Source organism: Micromonospora sp. 050-3 (assembly GCF_046549335.1).
Taxonomy (GTDB): Bacteria; Actinomycetota; Actinomycetes; order Mycobacteriales; family Micromonosporaceae; genus Micromonospora; species Micromonospora trifolii.
Genome location: NZ_JAJPVX010000003.1, coordinates 646,707 through 666,030 on the forward strand (window position 1 = coordinate 646,707; position 19,324 = coordinate 666,030).

At 70.8% G+C, this 19,324-nt stretch carries 19 protein-coding genes; 16 read left to right on the top strand and 3 right to left on the bottom strand.

Annotation, left to right across the window (positions count from 1 at the left end; translation table 11 throughout):
* Positions 1-34: 34 nt before the first annotated feature.
* Positions 35-931, bottom strand: coding sequence for an AAA family ATPase (locus ACLJOK_RS31045; protein WP_410822045.1), 897 nt, complete (start codon positions 929-931; stop codon positions 35-37).
* 273 nt (positions 932-1,204) lie between these two features.
* On the opposite strand from ACLJOK_RS31045, the gene rpmE reads away from it, so the two are divergent.
* Both rpmE and prfA read left to right on the top strand, forming a co-directional pair.
* On the top strand, positions 1,205-1,429 hold the full coding sequence (rpmE, locus tag ACLJOK_RS31050; protein WP_030333150.1) for a 50S ribosomal protein L31: 225 nt from the start codon (positions 1,205-1,207) through the stop codon (positions 1,427-1,429).
* A 133-nt stretch (positions 1,430-1,562) separates the two neighbouring features.
* Complete coding sequence (gene prfA, locus ACLJOK_RS31055) at positions 1,563-2,651, top strand: peptide chain release factor 1 (RefSeq protein WP_410822046.1); 1,089 nt, start codon at positions 1,563-1,565, stop codon at positions 2,649-2,651.
* 115 nt (positions 2,652-2,766) lie between these two features.
* On the opposite strand, the gene ACLJOK_RS31060 is transcribed toward prfA, so the two are convergent.
* Positions 2,767-4,311, bottom strand: a complete 1,545-nt coding sequence (locus ACLJOK_RS31060; RefSeq protein WP_410822047.1) for a diguanylate cyclase domain-containing protein — start codon at positions 4,309-4,311, stop codon at positions 2,767-2,769.
* A 73-nt stretch (positions 4,312-4,384) separates the two neighbouring features.
* Between ACLJOK_RS31060 and prmC the strand changes: the two genes are divergently transcribed.
* From prmC to ACLJOK_RS31080, 4 genes are all read left to right on the top strand, one after another.
* The gene (gene prmC, locus ACLJOK_RS31065; protein WP_410822048.1) at positions 4,385-5,332 is read left to right on the top strand and encodes a peptide chain release factor N(5)-glutamine methyltransferase; all 948 of its coding nucleotides are present in this window, start codon (positions 4,385-4,387) and stop codon (positions 5,330-5,332) included.
* On the top strand, positions 5,332-5,979 hold the full coding sequence (locus tag ACLJOK_RS31070) for an L-threonylcarbamoyladenylate synthase (protein ID WP_091406475.1): 648 nt from the start codon (positions 5,332-5,334) through the stop codon (positions 5,977-5,979). Before prmC ends, ACLJOK_RS31070 begins: the two co-directional genes overlap by 1 nt.
* On the top strand, positions 5,980-6,591 hold the full coding sequence (locus tag ACLJOK_RS31075) for a phosphotyrosine protein phosphatase (RefSeq protein WP_410822049.1): 612 nt from the start codon (positions 5,980-5,982) through the stop codon (positions 6,589-6,591).
* Between the two features lie 106 nt (positions 6,592-6,697).
* Positions 6,698-8,809: a transglycosylase domain-containing protein gene (locus tag ACLJOK_RS31080; protein WP_410822050.1), complete on the top strand. Its 2,112-nt coding sequence runs from the start codon at positions 6,698-6,700 to the stop codon at positions 8,807-8,809.
* Between the two features lie 167 nt (positions 8,810-8,976).
* Here the strand turns inward: ACLJOK_RS31080 and ACLJOK_RS31085 are convergent, their stop codons facing one another.
* Positions 8,977-10,437 (bottom strand): SDR family oxidoreductase, encoded by a 1,461-nt coding sequence (locus tag ACLJOK_RS31085; RefSeq protein WP_410822051.1) that lies wholly within the window; start codon positions 10,435-10,437, stop codon positions 8,977-8,979.
* 35 nt (positions 10,438-10,472) lie between these two features.
* Here ACLJOK_RS31085 and glyA point away from each other — a divergent pair, with 35 nt between their 5' ends.
* From glyA to atpD, 10 genes are all read left to right on the top strand, one after another.
* Complete coding sequence (glyA, locus tag ACLJOK_RS31090) at positions 10,473-11,762, top strand: serine hydroxymethyltransferase (RefSeq protein ID WP_410822052.1); 1,290 nt, start codon at positions 10,473-10,475, stop codon at positions 11,760-11,762.
* A complete protein-coding gene (locus ACLJOK_RS31095; RefSeq protein WP_410822053.1) occupies positions 11,755-12,180 on the top strand; it encodes a hypothetical protein in 426 nt (141 codons plus the stop codon). Before glyA ends, ACLJOK_RS31095 begins: the two co-directional genes overlap by 8 nt.
* 181 nt (positions 12,181-12,361) lie before the next feature.
* Positions 12,362-12,598, top strand: coding sequence for a hypothetical protein (locus tag ACLJOK_RS31100; RefSeq protein WP_410822054.1), 237 nt, complete (start codon positions 12,362-12,364; stop codon positions 12,596-12,598).
* An 11-nt stretch (positions 12,599-12,609) separates the two neighbouring features.
* A complete protein-coding gene (atpB, locus tag ACLJOK_RS31105) occupies positions 12,610-13,407 on the top strand; it encodes a F0F1 ATP synthase subunit A (RefSeq protein ID WP_124821195.1) in 798 nt (265 codons plus the stop codon).
* A gap of 65 nt (positions 13,408-13,472) precedes the next feature.
* A complete protein-coding gene (locus tag ACLJOK_RS31110; protein ID WP_238677315.1) occupies positions 13,473-13,706 on the top strand; it encodes an ATP synthase F0 subunit C in 234 nt (77 codons plus the stop codon).
* A gap of 33 nt (positions 13,707-13,739) precedes the next feature.
* Positions 13,740-14,279, top strand: coding sequence for a F0F1 ATP synthase subunit B (locus ACLJOK_RS31115; protein ID WP_410822227.1), 540 nt, complete (start codon positions 13,740-13,742; stop codon positions 14,277-14,279).
* Positions 14,279-15,100, top strand: coding sequence for a F0F1 ATP synthase subunit delta (locus ACLJOK_RS31120; RefSeq protein WP_410822055.1), 822 nt, complete (start codon positions 14,279-14,281; stop codon positions 15,098-15,100). The genes ACLJOK_RS31115 and ACLJOK_RS31120 overlap by 1 nt, the downstream gene beginning before the upstream one ends.
* Positions 15,101-15,244: 144 nt before the next feature.
* Entirely contained in the window at positions 15,245-16,897 is a 1,653-nt protein-coding gene (atpA, locus tag ACLJOK_RS31125; RefSeq protein WP_410822056.1) for a F0F1 ATP synthase subunit alpha, read from the top strand.
* Positions 16,898-16,901: 4 nt separating this feature from the next.
* Entirely contained in the window at positions 16,902-17,831 is a 930-nt protein-coding gene (locus tag ACLJOK_RS31130) for a F0F1 ATP synthase subunit gamma (protein WP_410822057.1), read from the top strand.
* Positions 17,831-19,267, top strand: a complete 1,437-nt coding sequence (gene atpD, locus ACLJOK_RS31135) for a F0F1 ATP synthase subunit beta (protein ID WP_410822058.1) — start codon at positions 17,831-17,833, stop codon at positions 19,265-19,267. Before ACLJOK_RS31130 ends, atpD begins: the two co-directional genes overlap by 1 nt.
* Positions 19,268-19,324: the final 57 nt, after the last annotated feature.

Here is a 19,324-nt window from a genome sequence, read left to right on the forward strand (position 1 = left end):
ACGGGCCCCCACACGCGGGGCCCGTCCGGACACCTCAGAAGTCGCCGTTGGCCACCTGGAAGACGGTCAGGCCGAGGGATCGCCACATCTGGACCACCTGGACGCGGTCGTCGAATACGCCGGCCACCCGGTAACGGTCCCGGATCTCCCGGTCGTAGATCTCCCGCTTGACGATCGAGTCCTTCCGGGAGTCGCCGACGGCGCGCAGGTGCAGGCCCAGGTAGGGCACTCGTACGTGCCGGGCCAGCCATGCCTCGGTGGCCGCGCGGGCGGAGGCGTCCCGCCCCGAGCAGAAGACCACCCCGTAGCCGGCGGCGTGCATCGCCCGGACCGCCGCGATCACCGCGGTGTTCGGCTGGTCCTGGCCCACCCGGGTCATGTCGTACGGGCTGCGGGAGACGGCCAGCGCGACGGTCCCGTCGATGTCCACCAGGACGATCTCCGGTGGCTCGGCCGACGGCGCGTGCACCACGGCGGGGCGTCCGGTGCGGGCCTGCGGCACCGGCAGCGGCAGTTCCCGACCCCGAAGGTACCGCTCGTGCAGCCGGCGGATCGCGTCCGCGCCGACCTGGTCGGCGGCCGGCCGGGCGGCGTCGCGGCGCAGGCACTCGTCCAGCGGCACGTCGGTGAAGTCGTGCACCTCGAAGTCCGCGCCGTGGCGGGCGGCCAGCTCGGCCCAGCCTCGCAGGGTCCGCGCGCGCAGGTTGGTGTCGTCGACGCAGACGTCCGCTCGGGCCCGCAGCAGCGCCTCGACCTGAGCCTGCTGTACGGCGGTCACCTGCGCCTCGGCCCACTGGGTGAACAACCGTTCGCCGTGCAGCATCCGGCGCAGATCGTCCCGGTTGACCCGCGACACGGACGGCTGAAGCGTGCGGGCGAACGTCGTCTTGCCCGAGGCGGGCAGTCCCCGGGTGGCGATCAGGCGGGTCATCGACCCATCTCCGGCTCGACGGGCGTACCCCGGCCGGGGTACCTGGCGGCGGTCCGCCGGGTGCGCGAATGCCACGCCGGGCGGCGGGAATGCGGACGGGTAGGCACGTGTTGACGATGCCGGACGAGGTGTGCGGCCCGACTACCGGGTCGGCTCAGGCCCATGGCACACTGGTCAATCGGCCACCGGTTCCGGTTCACGCCCGAGCCCGTCGCGTACGGCGCGACGAGTGATGACGGCGACCCGGCGACCACCAACGAGAGGACCGAGGCGATGAAGGCAAACATCCACCCGGAGTACGTGACCACCGAGGTCAGCTGCTCCTGTGGCAACACGTTCACGACCCGCAGCACCGCCAAGGGCGGGGCGATCCACGCCGAGACCTGCAGCGCCTGCCACCCGTTCTACACCGGTAAGCAGCGCGTTCTCGACACCGCCGGCCGGGTCGCGAAGTTCCAGCAGAAGTACGCCAAGGTTCAGGCCAAGAAGGCCAAGTAACTCCTCGTTCGGCGCCCGCGTCCGGTTTTTCACCGGACGCGGGCGCCGTCCGCATTTTCCTCCACTTCCGCCCGGCCGCTGGCCTCCCGGCCCCGGCCCGGTCGTCGCGCACCGTCGAAGGAGCATCCGCAGCATGAGCAGCGAGCGTCTGGCCGGCCTTCTCGACGAGTACGCGCAGCTGGAGAAGCGGTTGGCCGATCCGGCCATCCACGCCGACCAGGCCACCGCGCGCAGGGTCGGCCGCCGGTACGCCGAGCTGGTGCCGCTGCACAAGGCCGCCGACGAGTTGGAGCAGGCCCGCGCCGATCTGGCCGCGGCTCGCGAGTTGGCCGCCGAGGACCCGTCCTTCGCGGCTGAGGCGGACGCCATCGCCGGGTCCCTCCCGGTGCTGGAGGAGCGGCTCGCCGAGCTGCTCATTCCGCGCGACCCGCACGACGCCAAGGACGTGATCGTCGAGATCAAGGCCGGTGAGGGCGGCGAGGAGTCGGCGCTGTTCGCCGGTGACCTGCTGCGGATGTACACCCGGTACGCCGAGCGGCACGGCTGGGTCACCGAGGTGATCGACGCACAGGACTCCGACCTCGGCGGGGTCAAGGACGTCTCCCTGGCGATCAAGACCAAGGGTGTGCCGGACGGCGGCAACGGCGTCTGGTCGCGGCTCAAGTGGGAGGGCGGCGTGCACCGGGTGCAGCGTGTCCCGGTGACCGAGTCGCAGGGCCGGATCCACACCAGCGCCGCAGGGGTGCTGGTGCTTCCGGAGGCCGAGGACGTCGACGTCACGCTCGATCAGAACGAGCTGCGCATCGACGTGTTCCGCTCGTCCGGCCCGGGTGGCCAGTCGGTGAACACCACCGACTCGGCGGTGCGGATCACCCACCTGCCGACCGGCATCGTCGTCTCCTGCCAGAACGAGAAGTCCCAGTTGCAGAACCGGGAGCAGGCGATGCGGATCCTGCGGGCCCGGCTGCTCGCCGCCGCCCAGGAGCAGGCCGACGCCGCCGCCTCGGACGCGCGTAAGGCGCAGGTGCGCACAGTGGACCGCTCGGAGCGGATCCGCACCTACAACTTCCCGCAGAACCGGATCACCGATCACCGGATCGGCTACACCGCGTACAACCTTGATCTGGCGCTCGGCGGCGAGCTGGACGGGGTGCTGGACGCCCTCACCGAGGCCGACCGGGCCGCCCGGCTCGCCGGCGACACCGAGCTGACCCGCCGCTGACCGCGACACCGCGCGCGTCCGACCCCGTCGATCATGGGGTTGTGGTGGGCGGTTTGTCGCGTCGTGGGCCGTTGGTGAGGCACCACAACTCCTTGATCGACGCCAGCTCTGGCGGTCAGCTTGCGCGGGGGCGGGTCTTGGCGCGGAGCATCTCGCGGTCGGCCTGCTCGAACGCGACGCTGAGCGCGTCACGCAGCCCGCTGCCACCGGAGACCTCGGCGAAGCCGATGCTCACCCCGACCGGGGTGCCGGGCACCAACGATTCCCAGTCCTCCAGGCGGACCGCGGCCTCGATCCGGCGGGCCACCTCGGCTGCCTCGGTCATGCCGGTGTCCGGCAGCACCACCACGAATTCGTCACCGCCGTAGCGGGCCACGAAGTCGCCCCGGCGCATCACCCGGTTGATCACGCCGGCGATGCGCTGCAGCACCAGGTCGCCGGAGTGGTGCCCGTGCCGGGTGTTCACCGCCTTGAAGCCGTCCAGGTCGCAGACGCCGATCACTACCCGTTCGCCACGGGTGACAACGGCGGTGATGTAGCGCTCCAGTCGGCGGCGGTTGGGCAGCCCGGTGAGCGGGTCGGTCAACGCCTCACCCTCGAAGCGCGCCGCCTCGCGGCGCATCTCCTCGTGGTCGATGCGGGCGGCGATGCCGTCGATGTAGACGTCGCGCAGCCGGTCGTTGCGCTGCGCGGCGAGCCGGAACGCCAGCCGGTCGGCCCGGTGCGCCGCCAGGTGGTCCCCGGCGCGGGTCAGCGCGATGCTGCGCAGCCGGGCCGGCTCGGCCGCCCCGAGCGTCTCGTTGGAGACCTGGACGGTGTCCAGTCGGGCGACCGCCTCGATCGGCCGACCGTCGGCGACGGCGAGGCACACCTGCCCGAGCTGACGCAGATCGCGGGCGCGGGCGCTGTCGCCGCCATGGGTGATCAACCGCGCCGGCTCGGGCCCCTCGGTGGCCACCTGGTCGCCGAGCGCGGCCTGTCGGGCCGCCGCGTAGCCGTACGCGGCGAGGCTGCTCGGGCGTAGTTGGCCGGCCCGCCCGGCGCGGACGAAGCGGGTCAGGTCGGCGGCCACGTCCCGGAGCACCCGCAGACAACCGTCGCTGTCGCCGTTGTGGTCCAGGGCCACGGCGTTGCGCAGCCGGATGCCCGGCGCGGCGAACGTCTCCTCCGGGATCCCTGCGGTCAGCCCGAGCTGCCGGGCCCGCTCGATGGCGCCCAGGGCGTACCCGTGGAAGCTGAGGTAGCTGTAGGCCATGGCCAGGTCGTGCCAGCCCCAGGCGGTGTCCCGGTCCGGGTCGGCGACGGCACCCAGGGCCCGGGCCGCCCGGACGAGGTGCATGACGCAGCGGTCCAGTGCGCCCTGGTGGTGCGCGGCGAGCGCAGCGAGGGCGTTGAGGTGACCGTGCAGATAGGGCTCGGCGAGGTCACGGACCGCCGCCGACGCCTCTTCGATGGCCCGGGTGAACTCCGCGGTCCGACCGAGATTGATCAGCGCGGAGAGGCGCTGCACCATGGCGTCCGCTCGCGCCGCCGGGTCATTGGTGGTGCGGATCACACGCTCCAGCAGGACGTACGCCTCCGCGGAGCGGCTGGCCTCCTGCAACGCCCGGGCGTGCGTGAGGGCATCAACCTGGTCATCGACCCGGTCGAGCCAGCCCACCCGCCAACCTCCTGTCGTGCGCGCCTGCGCGCACCTGTTCGTCACGTCGCCCGCGACGCTTCATGATTATGTCGTGAGTACTTTGCCGCAACACCCCCCCGAAGGGACAGGCCCCATCCGGCCGTCCGCCGCGGTGGCCCGAGCGGCCCGCGCGCTCGCCGCCGCAGGGGTCGGCTCGGCCCGGGTGGAGGCCGAGTTGCTGGCGGCGTACGTGCTGGGGGTTCCCCGGGGTCGGCTGGCTCTCGCCGACGACCTGAGCGACGACCAACTGGTGCGGCTCGACGAGTTGACGCGCCGTCGTGCCGCGCGTGAGCCGTTGCAGCACCTGACCGGTCGGGCCGGGTTCCGGCACCTGGAGCTGTCGGTCGGCCCGGGTGTCTTCGTGCCCCGGCCGGAGACCGAGCTGTTGGCCGGCTGGGGTGTCGAGCAGGCCCAGGGCCGACCCGACCCGGTGGTGGTGGACCTGTGCAGCGGCTCCGGCGCGATCGCCCTGGCGGTGGCCCAGGAGCTGCCGGGAGCGCGGGTGATCGCTGTGGAGCGGTCCCCGGCGGCGCTGGCCTGGCTGCGGCGCAACGCGGCGGAGCGCGCCGCGGCGGGGGACCGCCCGATCGAGGTGGTCGAGGCCGATGTGACAGCGCCGGACCTGCTGGCCGAGCTGGTGGGCCGGGTGGACGTGCTGCTGTGCAACCCGCCGTACGTGCCGGACGACGTGGTGGTCCCGCCGGAGGTGGCCGGGCACGATCCGGCGGAGGCGGTCTTCGGCGGCGCGGACGGTCTGGTGGTGATCCGGCCGGTCGTCGCCCGGGCGGCGGTGCTGTTGCGCCCGGGGGGCGTGCTCGGCGTCGAGCACGACGACACCCACGGCGCGGCGGTGCCCGAGCTGCTCGCCGAGGACGGCGGTTTCACCGCTGTCGTCGAGCATCTGGACCTCACCGGGCGTCCCCGCTACGCCACAGCGTCCCGACGGGCGGACGGCCAGCACGCCCCGATCGGGGCGGCGTGGCAGACTGACTCCTCGTGATGCTCTACGACTGCCGGTCGCCCGCCGATCGGGACCGCGGCATCGCTGCGGCGATCGAGGCGGTCAAGAACGGCGAGCTGGTCGTTCTCCCGACGGACACCGTGTATGGGATCGGCGCGGACGCGTTCACCCCGTACGCGGTCAAGGCGCTGCTCGACGCCAAGGGCCGGGGTCGGCAGATGCCGCCGCCGGTGCTGATCGGCTCGCGGCACACCCTCGACGGGTTGGTCTTCTCCCTGCCCACCGCCGCACGGGACCTCGTGGAGGCGTTCTGGCCGGGTGCGCTGACGATCGTGGTCGAGCACTCGCCGAGCCTGCAATGGGACCTGGGCGACAAGACCGGCACTGTGGCGGTGCGGATGCCGCTGCACCCGGTGGCGTTGGAGGTGCTGCGGGAGACCGGCCCGATGGCTGTCTCGTCGGCCAACAAGACCGGGCAGCCGGCAGCGGTCACCGCCGACGAGGCGCGTGACCAGCTCAGCTACTCGGTGCGGGCCTATCTGGAGGCCGGCCCCTGCCCGGACCCGGTGCCCAGCACGATCGTGGATCTGACCGGTGAGGTGCCGCAGTTGTTGCGGGCCGGGGCGATCCCGCTGGAGAAGCTGCGCGACGTGGTTCCGGATCTCGTCGACGGTCGGGCGGTCTGAGTGCCCCCGTTCACGGTTCTGCACGTCTGCATGGGCAACATCTGCCGCTCGCCGATGGCGGAGCGGCTGCTGGCCCTGGCGGTGCGGGAGCGGCTTGCCCGGCGTTCGCAGGACCCGGCCCAGGCCGAGGAGCTGGTGCACAGCCACAGCGCCGGCACTGGTGGCTGGCACGCGGGCGAGGAGATGAACCCGCCGGCGGCACGGCAGGTCACCGGCCGTGGTGGGGACGTGGCGGGGTTCGCCGCGCGCAAGCTGCGCTCGGACCACATCGACGCCGCCGACCTGGTCCTGACCGCCACCGCCGACCAGTTTGAGTACGTGGTGGCGCTTCGTCCGGACGCGGCGGCCCGCACGTTCGTGCTGGGGGAGTTCGGCCGGCTGCTGGCCGCGGTGGACGCCGCCGCGCTGCCGCCGGGTGACGCCACCCCGGAGGCTGTGTACGCCCGTGGGGTCGCCCTGGTGGCGGCGGCTCACGACGCGCGGCTGGGCGCCGCGGCGCTGACCACCGATGATCTGGACGACCCGTGGGGTCGTGGAGACCAATGCTTCAGCCGGGTCGCCGACGAGATCGAGGAGACGGTCCACCCGCTGGCCGGCGCGCTGCTCCCCTGAGCGTGGTGCGAGTTTCCTCCGGGTTTGGGGAAAACCCAGGGCTAAAGGGGCGTTCCGGGTCATTCTGAACGGGTCCTAGCGTGACCGGCTCCTGCGGGGAGAGCTGATGATCCGGGCCCAACTCAACAAACTGCTGACCGTGGTGATCGCCGGAGTGCTGGCCGGGTTGGTGCTGGCCGCCGCCGCACTGCCAGCGGCCCTGGTCTTCGGGATCGGCTTCAGCGCCCTGTCGACGCCGTACTCGGAGCTGCCGAACACACTCCGCACGCCGCCCACCGCGCAACGCTCCAACCTCTACGCCAACGACGGCACCACCCTGATCACCTCCTTCTACCAGGAGGACCGGGTGGACGTGCCGCTGCACGAGGTGGCTCCGGTGATGCGCCGGGCGATCGTGGCCGCCGAGGACGTCCGGTTCTACCAGCACAGCGGGGTCGACCTGCGGGGCGTGGTGCGGGCGTTCACAGTCAACAAGCGCGACGGCCGGACCCGGCAGGGCGCCTCCACGCTGACAATGCAGTACGTCCGCAACGTGCTCAGCAACGATCCCCGACTGACCGAGGCGCAGCGCGACGCCGCCACCGAGCTCACCACCGTCCGCAAGCTCCAGGAGATGCGGTACGCGCTCGCGTTGGAGCGGGAACTCGACAAGGACGAGATCCTGACCCGCTACCTCAACATCGCCTACTTCGGCGCCGGGGCGTACGGCATCGCGGCGGCCAGCAAGCGGTACTTCTCCCGTTCCCCGGCCGAGTTGACCCTGGCCCAGGCGGCCCTGCTCGCCGGTCTGGTGCGTTCGCCGGACAGCGACGATCCGATCAACGGCGATGCCGACAGCGCGGTGGCCCGGCGGTCGTACGTGTTGGAGCGGCTAATGGAGTCGGGGCAGGTGCCGGCGGACGCGGCGGCGGCGGCACGCGCGGAACCGCTGCAACTGCGGCCCAGCGAGACCCCGAACGACTGCACGGGTGTGCCCGACGCGCACAACGACTGGGGCTTCTTCTGCGACTGGTTCACCCGCTGGTGGAGCAGCCAGTCCGCGTTCGGGGCGACCGCCGACGAGCGGCAGCGCGCGCTGCGCCGGGGCGGCTTCTCCATCGTGTCGTCGCTGGACCCGGGGGTGCAGCGGGCCACCACCGAGCAGGTGCTGAAGATCTATCCGACGACCAGGGCCGAGGCGGTGCCCACCGCCGTGGTGCAACCGGGCACCGGGCGGGTGCTGGCGATGTCGGTCAACCGCGCCTACAGCGTCGCGGACAACCCGGTCGGGCAGAAGAACCGCCCGAACACCGTCAACCAGTTGATCGCCGGCGGCGGCGCGATCGAGGGGTACCAGGGCGGCTCCACGTTCAAGCTCTTCACCCTGCTGGCCGCGCTGGAGTCCGGCCTGCCGCTGTCGACCGACTTCGTGGCGCCGACCCAGTTGCTCACCCGCTTCCCGGTGACCGGTGAGGCGAGCTGCGACGGACGGTGGTGCCCGGCGAACGCCAGCCCGTCGTCGATGGACGGCCCCCGCACCATGTGGAGCGCGTTCGGCCGCTCGGTGAACACGTACTTCGCCTGGCTAACCGAGAAGGTCGGCGCCGACCGGGTGGTGGAGATGGCCGAGCGGCTGGGCATCGTGCTGCGGGCCGAGTCCGACGCCAAGCTGGCCCGCTACGGCGCGAAGGACTGGGGTCCGTTCACCCTGGGCGTGGCCGCGACGACCCCGTTGGACCTGGCCAGCGCGTACGCCACTGTGGCGGCCGAGGGGACCTGGTGCGCGCCGCTGCCGGTGGTCTCGATCACCGACTCGGGCGGCCGACCTGTCGACGCGGCCAAGCCGGACTGCCGACAGGTGCTCGACGCCGACGTGGCGCGGGCGGCCACCGACGCGGCCCGCTGCCCGGTCGGCGACCAGTCGATGTACGGGCGCTGCGACGGCGCCACCGCACCCGGGCTGCGGGCGAAGCTCGGCCGTCCGGTGGCTGGCAAGACCGGCAGTTCGGAACGGTACGAGACGGAGACGGTGGTGGCGTTCACGCCGCAGCTCGCCGTCGCCTCGATGGCCGCGAACCCGGACGATCCCAGGGACGCGGTCGGTCAGGCGGTGCAGGCCCAGATGGTGAACGCGGTCGGCGAGGTGCTCGCTTTCGCCCTGCGTGACCAACCGGTCCGCGACTTCGTCCCGCCGAGCGAACGAACCGCCCTCCAAGCTCAACCCCAAGCCGGCAACTAACCCCCGCCCTCCGCCGCGTCCCGTCCGCCTCCCGCCCCGGCCCCGCCCTGCGTCGATCATGGACTTGTGGTGGGCGTTGAATCCATGAACACCCCTTTTGCGGGGCACACCACAACTCCATGATCGACGCGGGGCGGGGCGGGGCGGGGCGGGGCGGGGCGGGGCGGTTAGGGGGTCTGTTCGGCGTTGCGGGCTATGTTGCGGGCCATTCCGCCGAAGACCACAGCGTGGAACGGCGCCACCGACTTCCAGTAGGCGTGCCCCGGCAGGCCGCGCGGCAGGAAGACGGCGCGTTGCTGGTAGCGGCTGCGGCCGTCGTCGGCAGGTATCACCCGCATCTCCAGCCAGGCCCGGCCGGGCAGCCGCATCTCGGCGCGCAGTCGCAGCAGTTCGCCCGGGACGATCTCCTCGACCCGCCAGAAGTCCAGCGCCTCGCCGACCTGGAGGCGGTGCGGGTCGCGTCGACCCCGGCGCAGCCCGACCCCGCCGACCAGCCGGTCCATCCAGCCCCGGATCGACCAGGCGAGGGGGAACGAGTACCAGCCGTGTTCGCCACCGACGCCCTCGACGACCCGCCAGAGCGCCGCTGGTGGTGCGTCCACAGTCCGCTCCCGGACGTCGGTGTAGGCGGTGCCACCGGACCACACCGGGTCGGTGGGCAGTGGCTCGGCGGGCGCGTCCGGGCCACTCGCGTTCGACCAGCGGGTCTCCACCTCAGCGTCGCGGACCTTGGCCAGCGCCAGCGCCACCGCGTCGTCGAAGCCGGTCAGCCCGCCCGGCGGGTCGGGTACGTAGCGGGCGATGTCGTGTTCGTCCGCGACCGCCTCCTGGATCAGGCTCTCCACCAGCGGGCGGGCGATCGCGTTCGGCACCGGGGTGATGAGGCCGACCCAGTGCGAGGAGAGCGACGGGGTGAGCGCCCGGACCGGCACGATGATCCGCGGGCGCAGCCCGGCCACCCGGGCGTAGCGCTGCATCATCTCGCGGAAGGTGAGCACGTCCGGCCCGCCGATGTCGAAGCCCCGGTTGACCTCCTCCGGCAGGGCGGTGCAGCCGACCAGGTAGCTCAGCACGTCGCGGACGGCGATCGGCTGGATCCGGTTGCGCACCCAACGCGGCGTGATCATGGCGGGCAGTCGCTCGGTCAGGTACCGCAGCATCTCGAACGACGCCGAACCGGAGCCGATGATCACCGCGGCCCGGAGCACAGCTGTGGGCACCCCGCTTTCCAGCAGGATCCGGCCCACCTCGGCCCGGGAGCGCAGGTGTGGCGAGGGGACCGCGTCGGTCGCTGGCAGTGGGCCGCCCAGGTAGACGATCCGCCGTACGCCGGCCGCGCGCGCCGCCGCCGCGAAGTTGGTCGCCGCCGCCCGGTCGGCCGCCTCGAAGTCGGACCGGCCCAGCGAGTGCACCAGGAAGTACGCGACGTCCACGTCGGCGAACGCGGCGGCCAGCGTCTCCGGTCGACTCAGGTCTCCTTCGACGATGTCGGCCGCCGAGGCCCAGGGCACGTCGCGCAGCCGCACCGCCTTGCGGGCGAGGCAGCGCACTGTGTGTCCGTCGGCGAGCAGCAGCGGCGTCAGCCGCCCGCCGATGTAGCCGGTCGCTCCGGTGACGAGGCATCTCACAGGTCCCAGTCTGCGGCCCCCTAGACTCGTTCGCTGTGGAGACCGAGACGAGCACCTTCTGGGGGCCGGATTTCGCGCAGCTCAGGGCCACCGACCCGGAGATCGCCGGGGTGGTCCTCGGCGAGTTGGACCGGTTGCGGGGCGGCCTTCAGCTCATCGCCAGCGAAAATCTGACCTCGCCGGCGGTGCTGGCCGCGCTCGGTTCGACGCTGACCAACAAGTACGCCGAGGGTTACCCGGGCCGGCGCTACTACGGCGGCTGCGCCGAGGTGGACCGGGCCGAGGAGATCGGCATCGCCCGGGCCAAGGAGCTCTTCGGGGCCGAGCACGCCAACCTCCAGCCGCACTCCGGGGCGAGCGCCAACCTGGCCGCGTACGCCGCGCTGGTGCAGCCGGGGGACACTGTGCTGGCGATGGACCTGCCGCACGGCGGGCACCTCACCCACGGCAGCCGGGTGAACTTCTCCGGCAAGTGGTTCCACCCGGTCGGCTACCCGGTCCGGCCGGACACCGAGCAGATCGACTACGACGAGGTACGGGACCTGGCGCGGGCGCACCGACCCAAGCTGATCATCTGTGGGGCCACCGCGTACCCGCGCCTGATCGACTTCGCGCGGTTCCGGGAGATCGCCGACGAGGTCGGGGCGTACCTGATGGTGGACGCGGCGCACTTCATCGGCCTGGTGGCCGGTCGGGCGATCCCGTCCCCGGTGCCGTACGCCGACGTCGTCTGCGCCACCACGCACAAGGTGCTGCGCGGGCCGCGCGGCGGCATGATCCTGTGCCGCGAGTCGCTGGCCCAGCGGATCGACAAGGCGGTCTTCCCGTTCACCCAGGGCGGCCCGCTGATGCACGCGGTCGCGGCGAAGGCTGTCGCGCTGCGCGAGGCCGCCCAGCCGGATTTCCAGACGTACGCCCGGCAGGTGGTCAGCAACGCGCAGGCGCTCGCCGCCGGGCTGGCCGACGAGGGGATGCGCCCGGTGTCCGGTGGCACCGACACCCACCTCGCCCTGATCGACCTGCGGGAGCTGGGGGTGACCGGCACCGAGGCCGAGCGACGCTGCGACGCCGCGTCGATCACCCTGAACAAGAACGCCATCCCGTACGACCCGCAGCCGCCGATGGTGGCCTCCGGCATCCGGGTGGGCACGCCGAGCGTCACCACGCAGGGGATGCGCGAGGGGGAGCTGCGCCAGGTGGCGACCTTGATCGCCCGTGCGGTGCGCACCGATCCCGGGGCTCCGGGTGGTGCCGACGAGCTGATCCGGCTCGGTGCCGAGGTGTCCGAGCTGGTCGCGGCGTTCCCGGCGTACCCCCGTGGCTGAGCCCGGGGTGGTCGAGCCGGACACCGACCGGCGGTGGCGGCTGCGGCACCTGCCGGTGCTGTTGGGCGCGTCGGCGGCGCTCGCCGCGGTCGCCGCGGTGGTGGGCGGGGTGACCGGCGGCGTGACGGCCGCGCTCGGCGCGGCGGCCGGTGTGGGCGTCACGGTGCTCAGCTACACCCTCACCACTGTGGTGCTGGCGCGGGCCGACCAGGTCAACCCGCAGTTGCTGCTGCCGCTCGGGGTGGGGCTGTACGTACTGAAGATCAGCCTGCTGGGTGCGGTGCTGGTGGCGGTGGCGTCGACCGGTTGGCCCGGTTTGATCCCTCTTTGCCTTGGCATCGTCGCCGGGGTGGCAGTGTGGACAGCGGTGCACCTCTGGTGGCTGACCACGGTGCACGCTCGCCGACCGCGCGGCTGACCTGGCGGTCGTCCCAACCAGCGGACGCGCCGCAATGTGTCGGCCTCCGGTCATTTTCCGACGGGCGGAAGGGGAGTAGCGTGCCCACAGACGACGGCGCCCACGAGAAGCCCACACAACGACGGTTGTGCGGGGGGTGAGGCACAGCCTCGTCTCCCCGGCTGATATCGTTCGCCCCGTCATGGCTGGTGACCAAACCCCCCGTCCCGCCGGTGATCCGGACGATTATCCGTCCGGCGCCGGTCAGGGTTGGACCGCGCTCAGCTACCTCATCGGAGGAATGCTCGTGTGGGGTTTCATCGGCTGGCTGGTCGACCAGTGGCTCGATACCGGTGGCGTCGCCACCGGCATCGGCGTCGTGCTCGGCGTGACCGGGGGGATCATCCTCGTCGTCCGCCGGCTCGGCACGCCTACTTAGGAAGGGACACGGTGTTCGGACAGGCGAACGTTCTGGCAGCGGGCCAGGCGGCATTCCCACCCAGTGTGGACGACTTCTACCTGCCCGCGATCGCGCCCTGGGGTGTGGAGAACGCCCCGTGGTTCACCAAGTTCACGCTGATGATCTGGGTCGCGGTCGGCGTTCTGATCATCTTCTTCCTGGCGACCTATCGGAACCCGAAGTTGGTGCCGACCAAGAAGCAGTGGTTCGCCGAGTCGATCTACGGCTTCGTCCGGAACAACATCTCGGTCGACATGATCGGTCACCAGGGCGTGCGGTTCGCTCCCTACTTCACGACGCTGTTCTGCTTCGTGTTGGTGACGAACGCGTTCGCGATCATTCCGCTCTTCCAGATCTCGCCGAACTCGCACATCGCCTTCCCGGCGATCCTCGCGGTGATCAGCTACGTGCTGTTCAACTACATCGGCATCCGGCACCACGGCTTCGGCAAATACTTCAAGCACGCCCTGATCCCCCCGGCACCGTGGTACATCCTGCCGCTGCTGATCCCGATCGAGGCGTTCTCGACCTTCATCATCCGGCCGTTCTCGCTGGCCGTCCGTCTCTTCGCGAACATGTTCGCCGGCCACATGCTCCTGCTGGTCTTCACGCTCGGCGGCTTCGCGATGCTCAACGCCAACGCCTGGCTGGCGCCGATCTCGGTGGTCTCCTGGGTGATGACCGTGGCGCTGACCCTCCTCGAGGCGCTGGTGATCGTTCTGCAGGCCTACGTCTTCACCGTGCTGAGCGCCAGCTACATCCAGGGCGCGCTCGCCGAAGAGCACTGATCCACGCACCAACCGTTGTCGTCCCGCGTGAGAGTCACGCGTGATAACCAGGAGGAACCACACCAATGGACGTTAGCGTTCTCGCCGAGGTCAACGGCAGCACCGCCGCCATCGGCTACGGTCTCGCGGCCATCGGCCCGGGCATCGGCGTCGGCCTGGTCTTCGCCGCCTACATCCAGTCGACCGCCCGGCAGCCCGAGTCGTCGCGCATGACCCTGCCGTACGTCTGGATCGGCTTCGCCGTCATCGAGGCGCTCGCGCTGTTCGGCATCGCCTTCGGCTTCATCTGGGCCAAGTAGTACCCGCCCCTTCCGACCGGGAGGTCACCCATGTTGTTCCTCCTCGCCGCCGAGGGTGGTGAGTCAGACCACAACCCGATCATTCCGATCTGGCAGGAGATCGTGGTCGGCACGGTCGCCTTCGCCGTGCTCTGCTTCGTCCTGATGAAGTTCGTCTTCCCACGCATGGAGCAGACGTTCCAGGCTCGGGTCGACGCCATCGAGGGCGGCATCAAGCGCGCCGAGGCCGCCCAGGCCGAGGCGAACCAGCTGCTCGAGCAGTACCGTGCCCAGCTCGCTGAGGCCCGGACCGACGCCGCCAAGATCCGTGACGACGCGCGGGCCGACGCCGAGGGCATCCGCCAGGACATCCTCGTCAAGGCGCGGGAAGAGTCCGACCGGGTCATCCAGGCGGGCAAGGACGCGCTCGCCGCCGAGCGGGCCACCATCGTGCGCGAGCTGCGCGCGGAGGTCGGCACGATCGCGGTGGACCTGGCCAGCAAGATCGTTGGTGAGTCGCTGACCGACGAGGCACGGCGGAAGGGCACCGTCGACCGGTTCCTGAGCGGTCTCGAGAGCACGGGGGCCCGCTGATGCAGGCCGCCAGCCGGGAGTCGTACAAGGCTGCGGCGGAGCACCTGGAGACGTACGTCCGCGGAGCGGAGCCGTTGGCGGTGGCCAACGCCGCCGCCGGCATCCTCTCCGTCGCCACCCTGCTGCGGCGCGAGCCGCGGCTGCGGCGGGCGCTGTCCGAGCCGGCCCGGTCCGGCGAGGATCGTGCCGGCCTGCTCGGCGAGATGCTGCGCGGCAAGATCGACGCGGGGGCGCTGGACCTGCTCTCGACGCTGGTCGCCGGCCGGTGGTCGGCACCGTCGGAGCTGCTCGACGGCGCCGAGCGGCTCGGCGTGGAGGCGCTGCTCGCCAGCGCCGACTCCGCCGGCGGCCTCGGGGAGGTCGAGGACGAGTTGTTCCGCTTCGGTCAGGTGGTCGCCGGTCAGTCGGCGCTGGGCAACACACTGGGCGATCCGGCGGCTCCGATTGAGCGGCGGGCCGCCCTGGTTCGCGAACTGCTCGCCGACAAGGCCCACCCGATCACCGTCCGGCTCGTCGAGGCGGCGCTGGGCGGGTTCGGTGGACGCTCCTTCACCGGTTCGCTCACCCGGCTGGTGGAACTCGCCGCCGAGCGACGTGACCGGCAGGTGGCGTACGTGACCGTCGCGGCCCCGTTGAGTGACGAGGACGAGCGTCGGCTGGGTGCGAGCCTGACCGCGATATACGGTCGAGAGGTCTCCATCAAGCAGACGGTCGACCCCGCCGTCCTGGGTGGCGTGAGCGTCCGGGTCGGCTCCGACCTGTACGACGGCACCATCCTGCGCCGCCTCAACGAGACCCGCAACACGCTCGCGAAGCGCTGAACGGCTCGCCGCTCCAGCGGCTGAGCGGCCTCGCCGCCCAGCATCGGGGCGGCGGCTCCGCCGCTCAGCGCCCGGATTGACAGACGCCATTCGGACCGGTTGGTACTAGGTATCCCGGGCCCCTGAATTTTAAGGAAGCAGAGGATGGCCGAGCTGACCATCTCGACGGAGGAGATCCGCGGCGCCCTGGAGCGCTACGTCTCCTCCTACTCGTCCGACGTCTCCCGCGAGGAGGTCGGCACCGTCGCCGACACCGGCGACGGCATCGCCCACGTCGAGGGCCTGCCCTCGACCAAGACCAACGAGCTCCTGGAGTTCGAGGACGGCACGCTGGGCGTGGCGCTGAACCTCGACGTCCGGGAGATCGGCGTCGTCGTTCTCGGTGACTCCGCCAAGCTGGCGGAGGGACAGCGCGTCAAGCGCACCGACCGGGTGCTCTCCGTACCGGTCGGCGACGCCTTCCTCGGCCGCGTGGTCGACGCGCTCGGCCAGCCGATCGACGGGCTCGGTGACATCGCCAACGAGGGCTTCCGCGAGTTGGAGCTGCAGGCTCCGAACGTGATGGCCCGGCAGTCGGTGTTCGAGCCGCTGCAGACCGGTATCAAGGCCATCGACGCGATGACCCCGATCGGTCGGGGTCAGCGGCAGCTGATCATCGGCGACCGGAAGACCGGCAAGACCACTGTCGCCCTGGACGCCATCCTCAACCAGCGGGACAACTGGCGCTCCGGCGACCCGAAGAAGCAGGTCCGCTGCATCTACGTCGCCATCGGCCAGAAGGGCTCCACGATCGCCTCGATCAAGGGCCAGCTGGAAGAGGCGGGCGCGATGGAATACACCACCATCGTCGCCTCCCCGGCGTCGGACCCGGCCGGCTTCAAGTACATCGCCCCGTACACCGGCTCGTCCATCGGGCAGCACTGGATGTACGGCGGCAAGCACGTCCTGATCGTCTTCGACGACCTGAGCAAGCAGGCCGAGGCGTATCGGGCCGTGTCGCTGCTGCTGCGTCGTCCGCCGGGCCGTGAGGCGTACCCGGGTGACGTCTTCTACCTGCACTCCCGCCTGCTGGAGCGCTGCGCGAAGCTCTCCGACGAGCTGGGCGGCGGCTCGATGACCGGTCTGCCGATCATCGAGACGAAGGCCAACGACATCTCGGCCTTCATCCCGACCAACGTCATCTCGATCACCGACGGGCAGATCTTCCTGGAGACGGACCTGTTCAACCAGGGCGTCCGGCCGGCGATCAACGTCGGCACCTCGGTCTCCCGGGTCGGTGGCGCCGCACAGGTCAAGCCGATGAAGAAGGTCTCCGGTTCGCTGCGGCTGAACCTGGCCCAGTACCGCGAGCTGGAGGCGTTCGCCGCCTTCGCCTCCGACCTGGACCGAGCCTCCCAGAACCAGCTGAACCGTGGGTCCCGCCTCGTCGAGCTGCTCAAGCAGCCCAACTACTCGCCGTACCCGGTGCAGGAGCAGGTCGTCTCGGTCTGGTCCGGCGTCGAGGGCAAGCTGGACGACATCCCGGTCGGCGAGGTGCGGCGCTTCGAGTCGGAGTTCCTCCAGTACCTGCGGCACAAGCACGAGGGTGTGCTGGCCGGCATCGCCGACAACCAGTGGAACGATGACATCATCGGCTCCCTGGACAGCGCGATCGCCGAGTTCAAGCAGGTCTTCCTCAACAAGGAGGACGAGCGTCGGGTCAACGACGCTCCGGCCGCACCGCTTGAGGGCGACGAGAACCGCGAGACGGTGACCCGCTTCCGCGACGGCGCGACCGACCGCCCGGCCGAGAGCTGATCCCGTGGCGGCCCAGGTACGCGTTCTTCGTCAACGGATCCGCTCGGCGAAGTCGATGAAGAAGATCACCAAGGCGATGGAGCTCGTGGCGACGAGCCGGATCGCCAAGGCCCAGGCCCGGGTGCAGGCGTCCCTGCCGTACGCCCAGGCCATCACCGGTGTGCTCACGGCGCTGGCGTCCAACGCACGGATCGACCACCCGCTGCTCACCCCGCGCGAGCGGGTGCGGCGGGCTGGCGTCCTGTTGGTCACCAGCGACCGTGGCCTGGCCGGCGGTTACAGCTCCAACGCGATCAGGATGGCCGAGTCGCTGATCGCGCGACTCAAGGCGGACGGCAAGGAGCCGGTGCTCTACGTCATCGGACGTAAGGGCGTCGGTTTCTACCGGTTCCGCGGCCGGCCGATCGAGGCGAACTGGACCGGGTTCAGCGAGCAGCCGTCGTTCGAGGACGCCCGCGCCGTCGGTGAGACGCTGATCAAGGCGTTCACGGCCGGTGCGGACGATGCCGACGGCAGCGCCGGGGCGGACGGGGTGCTCGGCGTCGACGAGTTGCACATCGTCTACACCGAGTTCCACTCGCTGATGACGCAGAGCCCGGTCACCAAGGTCATCGGTCCGATGCAGGTGGAGGACCGGCCGCGCTCCGAGGGGCTGCTGCCGGCGTACGAGTTCGAGCCGGAGGCGGAGGCGCTGCTCGACGCGCTCCTGCCGCGCTACATCAACACGCGGATCTACGCGGCGTTGATCGAGTCGGCGGCGAGCGAGTCGGCGGCACGGCGACGGGCCATGAAGTCCGCCACCGACAACGCCGAAGACATGATCGAGAAGTACACGCGAGAAATGAACTCGGCCCGGCAGGCCGGTATCACCCAGGAGATCAGCGAGATCGTCGGCGGCGCCAACGCGCTGGCCGCGTCGGGAAGTGAAGTGTGATGACTGCACCAGTAGAGACCAAGAAGACCACCGGTCGCGTGGTCCGGGTCATCGGCCCGGTCGTCGACGCCGAGTTCCCGCGCGACGCCATGCCGGCCCTGTTCAACGCCCTGCACGTCACCGTGATCCTGTCCGGCGGTGAGAAGACGCTGACCCTGGAGGTTGCCCAGCACCTGGGTGACAACCTGGTCCGCGCCATCTCGATGCAGCCGACCGACGGCCTGGTCCGCGGCGCGGAGGTGCGTGACCTCGGCGAGCCGATCACGGTGCCGGTGGGCGACGCGGTCAAGGGTCACGTGTTCAACGCGATCGGCGAGGTGCTCAACCTCAAGGAGGGCGAGACCTTCGAGGCCGACGACCGGTGGGGTATCCACCGCAAGGCCCCGGCGTTCGCCGACCTGGAGCCGAAGACGGAGATGCTGGAGACCGGCATCAAGGTCATCGACCTGCTCGCCCCGTACGTCAAGGGCGGCAAGATCGGCCTGTTCGGCGGCGCGGGTGTGGGCAAGACGGTGCTCATCCAGGAGATGATCACCCGGGTTGCCCGCAACTTCGGTGGTACCTCGGTCTTCGCCGGCGTGGGTGAGCGCACCCGTGAGGGCAACGACCTCATCGCCGAGATGACCGAGTCCGGCGTTATCGACAAGACCGCGCTGGTCTACGGCCAGATGGACGAGCCGCCGGGCACCCGGCTGCGGGTGGCCCTCTCCGCGCTGACCATGGCGGAGTACTTCCGGGACGTGAAGAAGCAGGAGGTGCTGCTCTTCATCGACAACATCTTCCGCTTCACCCAGGCCGGATCGGAGGTGTCCACCCTGCTCGGCCGTATGCCGAGCGCCGTGGGTTACCAGCCGACCCTGGCCGACGAGATGGGCGAGCTCCAGGAGCGGATCACCTCCGTCCGGGGCCAGGCCATCACGTCGATGCAGGCGATCTACGTGCCGGCGGACGACTACACCGACCCCGCTCCGGCCACCACGTTCGCCCACCTGGACGCGACCACCAACCTGGAGCGGTCGATCTCCGACAAGGGCATCTACCCGGCCGTGGACCCGCTGGCGTCCTCGTCCCGGATCCTCGCCCCGGAGTTCGTCGGCCCGGAGCACTTCCAGGTCGCCACCGAGGTCAAGCGGATCCTGCAGCGCTACAAGGACCTGCAGGACATCATCGCCATCCTCGGCATCGAGGAGCTCTCCGAGGAAGACAAGATCACCGTTGCTCGGGCCCGGCGGATCGAGCGCTTCCTCTCGCAGAACACCTATGCGGCGGAGCAGTTCACCGGCGTGCCGGGCTCGACGGTCCCGATCAAGGAGACCATCGAGGCGTTCCGGAAGATCAGCGAGGGTGAGTACGACCACTTCCCCGAGCAGGCGTTCTTCATGTGCGGCGGTCTCGAGGACCTCGAAGCCAAGGCTGAGGAGCTGATGAAGGGCTGACCAGCCCCCATCCGATCCGTAGCAAAAGACTGCCCCGGCAATGCCGGGGCAGTCTTT